The sequence below is a fragment of the Acinetobacter sp. V2 genome (assembly GCF_001188385.1).
GTDB lineage: Bacteria > Pseudomonadota > Gammaproteobacteria > Pseudomonadales > Moraxellaceae > Acinetobacter > Acinetobacter oleivorans.
Genome location: NZ_JZFB01000002.1, coordinates 3,060 through 14,965, shown reverse-complemented (window position 1 = coordinate 14,965; position 11,906 = coordinate 3,060). Strand labels below are relative to the sequence as shown.

Below are 11,906 nucleotides of genomic sequence, written 5' to 3'. Positions count from 1 at the left end.
CCTGCCATGATTGCAGGTGCAATACCTGATGCTTCAATGGTAATAATCTTGGTAATCCCTGCATCTTTAAAGCGAGCGGCAAATTCTTTACCAATCTGCTGCATTAATACAGGATCAATTTGGTGGTTTAAGAAAGCGTCGACTTTCAAGACTTGATCAGATAGAACGATACCTTCTGTTAAGATTTTCTGTTCTAGTGCGTGCACGGGAGAATCCTCTAGACGGATGCTTTTAAAGCAAATGCGTATTTTAAAAAGCATCCGAAAAAATGCAAGCTTTAATTCGTTTTACCTGTATAACTTGTTAATAACAGGCCATAAGAAGTTTTACCATCAACATGGCTGACTTTAACTGGTAAGTAGTCCAATTTAGGTGCTAACCAGAAAATAGTATTACGGTCTGGTTTACCATGTTCTAAAACAACTTTTACAGTATCAAATGTGCCATAAGAAGTTTTAATTTTCTCATTGCCTTGTTTTACAAAACGACGATTTTCAACTTCTTTTGCATCGGCAAGAGGGTATGAAGTTTTAAGTGAACCATTTTTTAAATCTTCACGCACTTGTAATTCTGCATTTAACTCATCAAGCACACCAGCCTGCCAAGCAAATGAACGAGCTTTATCATCTTTCTTGGTAGAAATAGTTTTGCTGTTTGGATTAAAGTTAATATTCATAGTGTTGTTATGAATCAAAATTTTGCTGGTACGGCTAAAACTTTGAGATCCAATTTTACCATTAGCAAAACTAAATTTACTTGTTTCACTTGCAGAAGCAATTCCACCTGCTTTTGCCGTGAAATTATAAGTCCAATTATTACCTTGCTGGCTTAAGGTACGTGTAGCCGAACCCATACCTTTATTATTATAAGTGAACTGATAATTTGCCTGAAATGGGCTCATGGCAAGTGCATGGCTTGAGAAACCTGCAAAAAGCAAAGTTGTTGAAATACCTGTTGCGATGCCAAACGATTTCAGAAATTTTGTTGCCATAAGTAAATATCCTTGTACAGACTGAAAAGTCAGTGCTGATGCATCTATAACTTAAACATATTATGCCTGTTGATCATGGAGAAAAAATCAGGATTTATGCTAAATGTGTAATCTATTTGTGTTTTTTGGCAGTTAATTCATTTTTATTCATAATATCGCTATACATCTTTTTGCTGGATTGGCGTGATTTCAGAATCTTCTAATTCATCTTCAAAATCATCGTCCTGATCACGGTAAAGTAACGCAGCTAAATTCACATTTCCAAATACGACTAACTCAGCCTCACGAACTCGTGCGTAATTTACATGCACTTTACTTAATGTCTCGATAATACTGGCTTTTTTACCAAACCAGCGATTGAGATCAAGGAATATCAGTTCATCACGTTCTTCTGCTACATTAAAACGTTCCAGAATCATTCCTAAAGGATCTTTTTTCAAAATTTTATGATAGTAAAAAACAGCGGCTTTTACGGCAATCTTCTGCCAAAAGTTTTTATATTTCGCTTCAATAATTTGTGTATTACTAATTTGTTCAAAAACTAAAAGCTGTTGTTCTTGATTAAATTCCATCTGAATTAGTTTTAAATCAACAGATAGTGTCGTCTCTAGGCCTTTTACATGCATGGTTGCATATAACCTTAACCAGTCATGATAAAGATCAGCGTGGAGGTCATCTAGAAATTCAACATTATTGGTAACATAACGTTGTAAAGTCGCATTCAGAAAGGTTTGTGATAACGTAAAATCTCTTTCTTCTTCAATGAATGCTTCTGCTTTTTGGTAGACCTTTTTAAGGCGTCTGACTAATGAGGAAAATAGCGTTTGCATAAAAGAACTTCCAGAAGATAATTTACTTAAGAACCAACACAATCTTTATTATGATAAAAAACGAGTTTTGATATTGCAGTGTAACAAATTTAATTGATACATTTTGACAAAATGAAAATGGATAAAACTCTATATTTGAAGTGAATCACACTTTTATCCAGATTTGAATATCAGTTTATATTTTATTCGGTATTAAACCGTGGGGATAAGGCATTTATATGCTTTTAAGATTATGTTGAACAAAAGAAGTCTATCTATAGAGCCTTTTTACCATTGGTGGCAAGACCGAGTCTTTATTGCTGCGACAATATTGGCAATCTTACTGCATGTTTTTGTGTTGCTCATCCACTTTGCCATGCCTAGTCCGTCAGAGCAATCTACCAAAGAAATTGCAATTTCAATTCGATCAAGCAATGAGCCAGTTCAGCAGGCAGACTTTTTGGCACAAGCGGACCAGCAAGGTTCGGGCACATTTCGAGAAGCTCACCGTACCTCTAGTGATACTCCAAATCCGATGCCTAGTGATGCTTCAACAGGAAATGCAGAGTTAGAAAGTTTGCAAAAGGTTCAGCAGCAAAGAGAGCTTAAATTTGAAGAAAAAGTCTTAATGACTGTTTTAAGTTGGCAAAAACAAGCGGATGCGAGTCAAAGGAAAAAAGAACTAGAACAATTACAAAGTCAATTTCAGGTAAAAGCTGCGATGGTTGCGAGTCTTGAAGCACAATATTTACAACGTAGACAAGATTTCAGTCGGCAACAAAAAATTAAAACAGTAGATGGAATTCAAGCGAAGAAAGATGCTTCGGCTGCTTATTTAGATAAGTTCCGTGAAAAAGTAGAGTTGTATGGTAATCGCTATTATCCAGAAGAAGCCAAACAACAACAGCTAAGAGGCGAAGTCCGTTTAATGGTGATTTTGAATGCCCAAGGCGGAATACGTGCAATTCGATTACTTGAAAGCTCAGGACACTCAATATTAGATGAAGCAGCTAAGTCTTCAGTACGTCGCGGCGCACCATTTGGGCATTTTGATGCCAATATGAAAGATATTTCTGAATTACGCATTGTACGTACGTGGCGTTTCGATCCGGCTCAAGCAGAATTTGAAGTACATTAATAAAAAATGTGGATAAGTTTTAGCTTATCCACATTGATTTTAGTTAATTAGAAAAAAACTATCTGAAGACGGATTATGTTTTTCTTCTAATTAATAATGATTAGATCTGTTCTTGGTAAGGATTCTCGACATTCAGCTTTGCTAGAATTTCGACTTCAATCCCTTCCATTTCCTCTGCATCTTCATCACTGGTTTCATGGTCATAACCAAGCAAATGTAAAACACCATGTACTAATAGATGTGCAAAATGATTTTGGGCAGTTTTTTTCTGTTCTAATGCTTCTTGTAATACCACTGGAATACAAATAACTAAATCGCCTAAAGGTAAGGCATCTAGCATTGGTAAAACTTCTTCAGGAATATCACTTGGAAATGATAAAACATTAGTTGGTTTATCTTTCTCTCTATATTGCAGATTAAGTTGTTGGCTTTCTGCTAAATCGACACAAGCAACGCCAATTTCGCAATCTTCTTTATAACCAACGTGGCGTAAAGTTGTCTCAATAATTTTTTTGAGTTGAGCTCGTTTGAGCTCTAACTCAGGTGATTGAAAGTCTTGTTGTAAACTTAAACTGATTTTCAAAATAAATCCTTAAGCATCCTGATGTTGCAAGTCTGCTGCTGTATCGTTTTCAGCAACTAATGCCTCTTGACGTGCTTTGCGTTCAGCACGTGCTTCAGCATTAAGACGCTGTTGTTCACCATCCCATCCTTCATACGCTTCAACGATTTTTTGAACCAGTTGGTGACGTACAACGTCACGGGAATGGAAACGGGTAATATGAATTTCTGTAATATTTTCGAGTACGCGAAGTGCGTGTGCCAAACCAGATTGTTGACCTCGAGGTAAATCTACTTGAGTAATGTCACCTGTAATCACTGCACGAGAGCCAAAACCTAAACGGGTCAAGAACATTTTCATTTGTTCTGGTGTTGTGTTTTGAGCTTCATCCAAAATGACAAATGAATGGTTAAGTGTGCGCCCACGCATATATGCAAGAGGTGCAACCTCAATGACTTGACGCTCGATTAACTTAGCAACTTTTTCAAAGCCAAGCATTTCGTAAAGGGCATCGTAAAGAGGACGTAAATAGGGGTCAATTTTCTGGGTTAAATCACCAGGTAAGAAACCCAGCTTTTCTCCAGCTTCTACAGCAGGACGTACAAGTAAAATCCGCTGGATTTCATTACGTTCTAGCATGTCTACGGCGGCAGCAACTGCTAAATAGGTTTTACCTGTACCAGCAGGGCCTACACCAAAAGAAATATCGCTTTGTAAAATACGTTGTACATAACGTTTTTGATTGGCACCACGTGGATTAATGCGGCCTTTTCGGGTCTGGAAATAGACATCAAGCGGCGCATCGTGCTCATCCATTTCATCACCAACCAACTCGAAATTGCGTTCAGTTTGTGACGATTGAATGAGGAGGTGTAATAGATCAGCACTGATTTGCTGGGATACCTCAGACTCTTCGTAGAGTCGTTGCAATAATGCTTCGGCTCTCCCAACAGCATCTATTTCACCATCTATGTGAAAAACATCTCCACGATGAGTAATTTTGACATCTAAACGCTGTTCAATTTGCTTCAGGTGCCCATTATAGGCACCTAGAATGCTCTTTAAACGTTCCATTGAAATTTCAGGAAATGTTACGGTACGTCGAATCGCTGCAGTCAAGAGAAAACCTTTCAGTAGACTTTAGAATACCTCTACATTACGCCACGTCAGGTTCAAGATTCAAGAGCTCACCGTAAACAAAATTTAAAGTTTTAATTTCAGTAATCTCGATCTCTGCAAAACGACCAACCCAAGTTGCATCACCAACGAAAGTGACTAGACGTGTATTGTCAGCAGTACCAATTAAAATATTAGGGTCTTGATCAGATACTTTTTCAATAAGTACACGTTCAATTTTACCTAACATAGCATCTGTTTTTTCAATACTAGACTGCTTAATGACTTTCTGAACTTGAGCTAAACGCTCTTTTTTAACTTGCTCAGGTGTGGTGTCTGGCAAGTCCGATGCAGGTGTACCTGGGCGTTTCGAATAAACAAAACTATAAGAATGGTCGAAGTCTAAATCTTTGATAAATTGCAATGTTTCTGCAAAATTTTCATCAGTTTCGCCAGGGAAGCCAATAATAAAATCGCTTGATAAATGCATATCTGGACGAATTTTGCGTAGCTTCGCAATTTTATCGATATAAACATCAATCGTGTGATTTCGCTTCATTGCTTGTAAAACGTCATTCGAACCACTTTGAACAGGCAAGTGTAAATGTGACACCATTTGAGGTAAGTCTTCATAACACTGAATTAGCTCATCAGAGAACTCAAGTGGGTGCGATGTTGTATAACGTAAGCGCCCAATACCCGGAATTTCTGCAACGAGTCGTAACAATTCAGGGAAAGTACAGATGCTACCTTCGAAGGTTTCACCACGATAACCATTTACATTTTGACCAAGAAGTGAAATTTCACGGACACCTTTTTCAGCAAGGCCTGCAATTTCTGCAAGTACATCGTCTAAAGGTCGAGAAACTTCTTCACCGCGTGTATATGGAACTACACAGAAAGAACAGTATTTAGAACAGCCTTCCATAATAGAAACAAATGCTTTAAAGCCTTCTACGCGTGGTTCTGGTAAAAAGTCGAACTTTTCAATATCTGGGAAAGAAATATCAACGAGTTTGATTTTGTCTTTTTTAGGTTTTTCTACTTGAGCATTATGTTGATCAAGCATTTGTGGTAAACGGTGTAATGTTTGAGGGCCAAAAATCATGTCTACATAAGGCGCACGTTTTTGAATATTGTCACCTTCTTGAGAGGCAACACATCCACCGACACCAATCACAAGATCTGGATTTTTGTCTTTTAGTTTGCGCCAGCGCCCTAATTCACTAAATACTTTTTCCTGTGCTTTTTCACGGATAGAACACGTATTCATAAGCAGGATGTCTGCTTCATTAGGGTTACTCGTTAAAATGTAACCGTGAGAGTCCCCTAAAAGGTCTGCCATACGGTGACTGTCATACTCATTCATCTGACACCCTTGAGTTTCAATATAAAGTTTTTTTATTGAAACATCAGTGGTGTGCGTTGGCTGGGTAACAGTGTTTTCTGAGGCAGCTTTGGCACCATTGGGAATGAAGGTTTGAACCGTCATGCAGGCTCCTAACAGATCGATCTAAAAAAGAATAAATTTGCCCCAAATGGGTCAAACCATTCATTATAGCAGTATTTGGACCGAACCGATAACAGTAAACCTTTAGAACGTGACACCGTTTTTTTGAAGTAAATTATGTGAATTTTAATGATGTTGAATCATAGAGTTACATAACACAACAAAAGAAAGCACGAAGACTAATTAAACTATGCTTTGAAGGTGAATAGTCAGGGTTTAACACATTTATGAGACCAAGTAGAAAGAGCTCATCAATCCATAGTCGTGTAATGAAAAATAAATATATGCATCGTAGCTGGTTAGGAGCTATGTGTTTACTTGGTTGTTCATTTACCTATGCTGCCGAAGAGCAGTTCAATGATGCGTTAAATGCTGCAAATAGTGGCAATACCGCTTTATTAGACCAATATCAGCTTGCTATGCAAAATGATGTATTGGGGTACTATCCAGAATATTGGAAACTTAATACCAATCTTGGCTTTCAACCTTCAGCTTCGATTGTAAGTTTTGCTCAACGTTATCCTCAATCAGCAATGGCTGAGAAATTAGCAGCCGATTATGTTGAAGAAAAAGTTAAACAAGCTGACTTCGCATCTGCACAACCTTTACTATCTTATGTCACCAATCCAGATCAGGCCGAAAACTGTGCATTGGCACAGGTGAGAGCCAAAACCGGTGATGCATTAGTTTTTGCTGAATATAAAGATGTATGGTTAGCCACCGAATCGCAACCTGAATCTTGTGTGGGACTCGGACGCTTGATGTTATCTAGCCCATTAATGAGTCAGCAAGATAAGCAACAGCGCCTTTGGGTGCAGTTACGTTCTGGTTTAACAGGGCAGGCCCTTGCTACGGCGCAGACTTTAGGTATGAATCTGTCCTTAGCTCAGCTTAATCAAATTCAGGCTAACCCACTCAATTATTTGTGGAGTGCGCCTAAAACAAATGATACAGACTATGCTTATTTGATTTTTGCATTAGGTCGTTTGGCTAATAATGACTTACCTAATGCTTTTTCGAACGTACAACGTGTCGCTCAAGGTACACCAGAGAATATACAAAAGTATTTATATAGAACGGTGGCTTATATTGGTGGCACCACGGTCATGAAAAATAATTTCAATCGTGAAGTTCTTCAATATTTTGATGCAAGTTACGGTTATCCTCTAAGCCCTGAAGAAGCTGAAATTTATGCGCGTCAGGCAATTCGATTTGGTGCGTGGGAAAGTTTAATTCGTGCCATTGATGCTATGAGCGTGACACAAAAACAAGAAGATCGCTGGCAATATTGGCTTGCTCGTGCAACAGAGCAGCGCAATGACAGTAATTCAAAAAATACTGCGCAACGTATTTATAAGAAATTAGCTGACAGTGGTGATGACTATCACAACCTTTTAGCTAAAGATCGTTTGGGCGAACGTTATAATCACCAACCTTATGATGACCAGCCAACAGCAAGTGATTTAAGACGTTTAGATCAGAATGTTCACTTTAATCGTGCTTTTACTTTAAGACGTATTAATGCAAATCCAACTTATACCAATCGAGAATGGAACTGGGCCGTTCGACAAGCTTATCTTCAACATGATGATGGCGTGTTATTAGCTGCTGCAAAGCGTGCTCATGATATGGGATGGTATGACCGTGCAATTTACGCAGCAGATCGTACAACAAATAAACATAATGATACGTATCGCTATGTGACCCCCCATAAGACTAATGTCGTAAGTCATAGTTACAATGCAGGAATTGATCCAGCGTGGGCTTATGGTTTAATGCGACAAGAAAGCCGATTTGTTACCTCTGCACGCTCACATGTTGGAGCGGGTGGACTTATGCAAATTATGCCTGATACGGCGAAGCTGATTGCACGTCAAATGGGCGAAACCTATAATCCAGCGGCATTAAATGAAATGAATACCAATATCCGATATGGTACATTTTACTTGTCGATGATTCAGGGACAATTAAGCAATAATCCAGTTTTGGCAACGGCAGGTTATAATGCTGGACCTAATCGGGCAAGACGTTGGCAACCGGACTTTCAATCAATTTCGGCTGACCAATATACAGAGACAATTCCATTGTTAGAAACCAGAGACTATGTCAAGCATGTTATGACGAATGCTACACATTATGGTGTGATATTGGGGCAAGGGGCTCAATCATTATCACAACGTATGAAAGTCATTCCAATGCGTACATCGCCTTAAGTTTAGGTGGTTGATGATGGATCTTCTTTTAATTGGCATATTCAAGTTTTAATTAAATGAAATATAGATATTTGGAACTTCGTTCAATTTTGCAACTTGCATGGTGGCTTATCTGTGCAGGGGTAGGATTGATGAGTTCCGTTTTGCATGCCGAACCTGTTAATTTACAGGGATATGTTATGCACGTACAAATGACACCTGCCGCATGTGCGTTAGATCCCTCTAAACAAAAACAACGTAAATGTCTTGAAGGATATTCACTGACAATTACGGGCCTTATGCCAGAAACAAATCAGACCGATTGTTCAACAGAAAGTTCGGCAGCTCTTTCCCCATTGCAAGCCAAAGTCGTAGCTCGGGTCATGCCTGACAATAATGCGCGTGTACAGCTTTGGAAGAGTGTAGGGGGGTGCGTTCCTATGAATGCAAGTCAATATTTCCGGACGGTTATTAACTTTGCTGAACGTTTAAAAATTCCAGCTAGCCTTACCAGTTCGACAAATGTTGAAATTCAACAGTCGGCCTTAAAACAGCAATTTACTCGTCTTAATCCGAGCTTGCCGCAAAATGGTATTCGTTTGACTTGTCAGTTATCACGTTCAGATGTTGTTTTAACGGAAGTGAAGGTGTGTTACACGGTAAAAGGCCAATATAAACAATGTGCAAATCATGTGGTATCGAATTGCCCTGGTGAAATTACGATTAAAGGTAGTTACTAAAGGTAACTATCATTTCGTAAAAAAATGCTGACCATACATTGAATCTATTTGTAAAGATTAATTTGTATTTTCTATCAGACTTTTGGTGAAAATGAGTCGCTTTTACATGCATCTGCCACATCTTTAGAGTACAATCTTTGCCGTTTATGATGATTTGGTTAGATGGAATTCCTATTTAGCCCGATTAAGGACACTCATTGGAGACAATTACATGAAGCAACCCGTTCGTGTTGCCGTGACTGGCGCTGCAGGTCAAATTGGTTACAGCTTATTATTCCGTATCGCAAGCGGTGAAATGTTAGGTAAAGATCAACCTGTTATTTTACAATTGCTTGAAGTTCCAGTTGAAAAAGCTCAACAAGCGCTTAAAGGCGTAATGATGGAACTTGATGACTGTGCTTTCCCTTTATTGGCTGGCATGATCGGGACTGATGATCCGAAAGTTGCATTTAAAGATGCTGACTACGCTTTATTGGTAGGTTCTCGTCCACGTGGTCCTGGTATGGAACGTGCTGACTTGTTAAAAGTTAACGGTGAAATTTTCATCGGACAAGGTCAAGCATTAAACGAAGTTGCTAGTCGTGACGTTAAAGTATTAGTTGTAGGTAACCCTGCAAACACTAACGCTTACATCGCTATGAACTCTGCTCCAGACCTTCCAGCGAAAAACTTTACTGCTATGTTGCGTCTTGATCACAACCGTGCGTTGACTCAAGTTGCTCAAAAAGCTGGTGTTGCAGTTGCTGATATTGAACACTTAACAGTTTGGGGCAACCACTCTCCAACAATGTATGCTGACTACCGTTTTGCAACTGCAAATGGCGAAAGCTTAAAAGACAAAATCAACGATGCGGCATGGAACAAAGATGTGTTCCTTCCAACTGTTGGTAAACGTGGTGCTGCGATTATCGAAGCACGTGGTTTGTCTTCTGCTGCTTCTGCTGCTAACGCTGCAATTGACCATATGCGCGATTGGGCACTTGGCACAAACGGCAAATGGGTAACTATGGGTATTCCATCTGACGGTTCTTATGGTATTCCAGAAGGCGTTATGTTCGGTTTCCCTGTAACAACTGAGAATGGTGAATACAAAATCGTTCAAGGTTTAGAAATCGATGAATTCAGCCGTGAGCGTATCAACTTCACTCTAAACGAGCTTGAAGAAGAACGTGCAGCAATCGCTGACATGTTGAAATAATTTATCTTTTTGATAAGTTAAAAAAAGCACTCTTTTTAGAGTGCTTTTTTATATTTAATCATTTGAAACAAAACACAAAAAACAACAAGAAAATATAAACATTATCATGCATATAAAAAGGTTTTATTGTTAGATTAGTTAATAGATGATTTAAAACAAGTTATAGGAGAATAACAATGTTTGAGCAGCAACCTACTTTAGAGCTTTTATTTGATCAGCTGGGTTTAGATTCAGATGAGGCAAGCATCGAAAACTTTATCAAAACACATCAATTGCCTGCTGAACAGAAATTGCATGAAGCCTCTTTTTGGTCAAAAGGTCAAAGTGATTTTTTAAAGAGTCATTGGGAAAAAGATGATGAATGGATTGTGGTGATTGATGAACTTAATGAACAACTACATGAAGATAGTGTGAAAAAATAAACGAATAAAACAAAGGCCTGTTTTATATCCAATATATAAAACAGGCCTAATTACATTAACTGTTTAATGTGTCTTTATTTTTAATTGATCCTTATACCATGGCTCGTGACGGACAAGGTCAAATACAGGTTGGCCATGAAGCAATTCAAGATCACATGTGCTTGTTGATAAATATTTAGTTAGCCAATGGCGTGTCAATGCCGACTCTTGTCGAGCGGCTGACGCATAAGCCAAGAAGAAATAAATATCAGCATGTTCATGATGTGCTAATGGCTTCAAAATTTGTTGAGTAATCAACGCAAAACGTTTTTCTTTATTTAGTTCAAAATAAAGCATATACGCTTTGGCCAAGTGTAGAGACAAATTAAGATATAAGCTCAAAGGCATTTCTTCATATTCCATACGAGCTTGTTCAAGCAAAACAATCGCTTCTTGTAAAAAATGAAGTTGTTCCTGGCGAACACGACTTAATACGACAAGTTGCATGCGTAACTCGGCACGCTCCAAAGCAAGTTCAGGCGTATTTTCAGTCAAATAAAGTTGGTCTGTTTCACCAATTCGGTTCACAATTGTTTTACTTTCAATAGACATACGCCATTACCTTCTTTAATCAATAGCTTTTATATCGGGTTCATTTACCAAATTTAAAGAGTAACCATTAAACCCAAATCGAATTTCCGCTACGAAGCCAAGCTGTGATAGAGAGTCTTTGTTGTTTTGAAGTTAATACTTCATGTAATAAATTGCTTTGAAATATTACAAGTCGATTTGGCTCTGGATTAACGATATGCCACTTCTCATTTTTATCTTGCAGTCGTAATTGACCACCCCAATCTTCTTGCCATTCTGGATGTAAATAATAAACGGTTGAGATAATACGATCATTTTTTTGTTGAGGATTGTCTCGGTGTAAAGCATAAAACTCACCTAAACCATAACGGGCGAAATGAGCTTCCACTTCTTTAATTCCTAAATAGAATGCTTGATTTAGATTTTGTGAAAAAGAAGTTAAGGTTACAATATGTTGCTGAGCAATAGGAAGTTGATCATTAATCCAGAGAATATGATCGCTACGGATATTACTCATCACGCCGTTTTGAATGCCAGCTTCTCTAAATTCATCAATATGATGGCTACACTCGTTAGCGACTTGAGCGCGATATTGATCCGAATAGGCTTGATTAATAATCGCAAAGCCATGCGTATTTAAATCATCTAGAATTTGATC

At 38.3% G+C, this 11,906-nt stretch carries 12 protein-coding genes and 1 pseudogene; 5 read left to right on the top strand and 8 right to left on the bottom strand.

All coding sequences use genetic code 11. The annotated features are described in order from the left end of the window. The 3 genes and pseudogenes from UC75_RS20850 to UC75_RS08790 all read right to left on the bottom strand — a co-directional run. A pseudogene (locus UC75_RS20850) lies at positions 1 to 206 on the bottom strand (xanthine phosphoribosyltransferase); the annotation flags it as partial. Positions 207 to 277: 71 nt separating this feature from the next. Next, complete coding sequence (locus UC75_RS08795) at positions 278 to 991, bottom strand: DUF3108 domain-containing protein (protein ID WP_004789577.1); 714 nt, start codon at positions 989 to 991, stop codon at positions 278 to 280. Positions 992 to 1,149: 158 nt separating this feature from the next. Further along, positions 1,150 to 1,821: a hypothetical protein gene (locus UC75_RS08790; protein ID WP_004789576.1), complete on the bottom strand. Its 672-nt coding sequence runs from the start codon at positions 1,819 to 1,821 to the stop codon at positions 1,150 to 1,152. A gap of 232 nt (positions 1,822 to 2,053) precedes the next feature. Here UC75_RS08790 and UC75_RS08785 point away from each other — a divergent pair, with 232 nt between their 5' ends. Beyond that, positions 2,054 to 2,938: an energy transducer TonB gene (locus tag UC75_RS08785; protein WP_049837371.1), complete on the top strand. Its 885-nt coding sequence runs from the start codon at positions 2,054 to 2,056 to the stop codon at positions 2,936 to 2,938. Positions 2,939 to 3,038: 100 nt separating this feature from the next. On the opposite strand, the gene ybeY is transcribed toward UC75_RS08785, so the two are convergent. The 3 genes from ybeY to miaB are packed head-to-tail and all read right to left on the bottom strand — an operon-like array spanning position 3,039 to position 6,108. Next, on the bottom strand, positions 3,039 to 3,521 hold the full coding sequence (gene ybeY / locus UC75_RS08780; RefSeq protein WP_049837370.1) for an rRNA maturation RNase YbeY: 483 nt from the start codon (positions 3,519 to 3,521) through the stop codon (positions 3,039 to 3,041). Between the two features lie 9 nt (positions 3,522 to 3,530). Further along, positions 3,531 to 4,619 carry a PhoH family protein gene (locus UC75_RS08775; RefSeq protein WP_004789570.1) on the bottom strand — a complete coding sequence of 363 codons (1,089 nt, stop codon included), beginning with the start codon at positions 4,617 to 4,619 and terminating at the stop codon, positions 3,531 to 3,533. Positions 4,620 to 4,656: 37 nt separating this feature from the next. Further along, positions 4,657 to 6,108 carry a tRNA (N6-isopentenyl adenosine(37)-C2)-methylthiotransferase MiaB gene (gene miaB / locus UC75_RS08770; protein ID WP_049837369.1) on the bottom strand — a complete coding sequence of 484 codons (1,452 nt, stop codon included), beginning with the start codon at positions 6,106 to 6,108 and terminating at the stop codon, positions 4,657 to 4,659. 287 nt (positions 6,109 to 6,395) lie between these two features. On the opposite strand from miaB, the gene UC75_RS08765 reads away from it, so the two are divergent. From UC75_RS08765 to UC75_RS08750, 4 genes are all read left to right on the top strand, one after another. Further along, a complete protein-coding gene (locus UC75_RS08765; RefSeq protein ID WP_049837368.1) occupies positions 6,396 to 8,339 on the top strand; it encodes a lytic transglycosylase domain-containing protein in 1,944 nt (647 codons plus the stop codon). Positions 8,340 to 8,395: 56 nt separating this feature from the next. Next, positions 8,396 to 9,058: a ribonuclease T2 family protein gene (locus UC75_RS08760; protein ID WP_004789563.1), complete on the top strand. Its 663-nt coding sequence runs from the start codon at positions 8,396 to 8,398 to the stop codon at positions 9,056 to 9,058. A gap of 211 nt (positions 9,059 to 9,269) precedes the next feature. Further along, positions 9,270 to 10,256: a malate dehydrogenase gene (locus UC75_RS08755; RefSeq protein WP_003653591.1), complete on the top strand. Its 987-nt coding sequence runs from the start codon at positions 9,270 to 9,272 to the stop codon at positions 10,254 to 10,256. Between the two features lie 176 nt (positions 10,257 to 10,432). Continuing rightward, positions 10,433 to 10,678: a DUF2789 family protein gene (locus UC75_RS08750; protein ID WP_002119522.1), complete on the top strand. Its 246-nt coding sequence runs from the start codon at positions 10,433 to 10,435 to the stop codon at positions 10,676 to 10,678. Positions 10,679 to 10,741: 63 nt separating this feature from the next. Here UC75_RS08750 and UC75_RS08745 read toward each other — a convergent pair whose 3' ends face one another. Beyond that, a complete protein-coding gene (locus UC75_RS08745; protein WP_004789562.1) occupies positions 10,742 to 11,269 on the bottom strand; it encodes a hypothetical protein in 528 nt (175 codons plus the stop codon). Between the two features lie 67 nt (positions 11,270 to 11,336). Then, the coding region (locus UC75_RS08740) for a 2OG-Fe(II) oxygenase (protein ID WP_049837367.1) at positions 11,337 to 11,906 on the bottom strand (570 nt) is incomplete at its 5' end.

Excerpts from the sequence above, each read along its gene's own strand:
- UC75_RS08745 (WP_004789562.1), bottom strand. The coding sequence starts at position 11,269 with ATGTCTATTGAAAGTAAAACAATTGTGAACCGAATTGGTGAAACAGAC.
- UC75_RS08790 (WP_004789576.1), bottom strand. The coding sequence starts at position 1,821 with ATGCAAACGCTATTTTCCTCATTAGTCAGACGCCTTAAAAAGGTCTAC.
- UC75_RS08755 (WP_003653591.1), top strand. The coding sequence starts at position 9,270 with ATGAAGCAACCCGTTCGTGTTGCCGTGACTGGCGCTGCAGGTCAAATT.
- UC75_RS08760 (WP_004789563.1), top strand. The coding sequence starts at position 8,396 with ATGAAATATAGATATTTGGAACTTCGTTCAATTTTGCAACTTGCATGG.
- UC75_RS08785 (WP_049837371.1), top strand. The coding sequence starts at position 2,054 with ATGTTGAACAAAAGAAGTCTATCTATAGAGCCTTTTTACCATTGGTGG.
- UC75_RS08750 (WP_002119522.1), top strand. The coding sequence starts at position 10,433 with ATGTTTGAGCAGCAACCTACTTTAGAGCTTTTATTTGATCAGCTGGGT.
- UC75_RS08765 (WP_049837368.1), top strand. The coding sequence starts at position 6,396 with ATGAAAAATAAATATATGCATCGTAGCTGGTTAGGAGCTATGTGTTTA.
- UC75_RS08795 (WP_004789577.1), bottom strand. The coding sequence starts at position 991 with ATGGCAACAAAATTTCTGAAATCGTTTGGCATCGCAACAGGTATTTCA.
- miaB (WP_049837369.1), bottom strand. The coding sequence starts at position 6,108 with ATGACGGTTCAAACCTTCATTCCCAATGGTGCCAAAGCTGCCTCAGAA.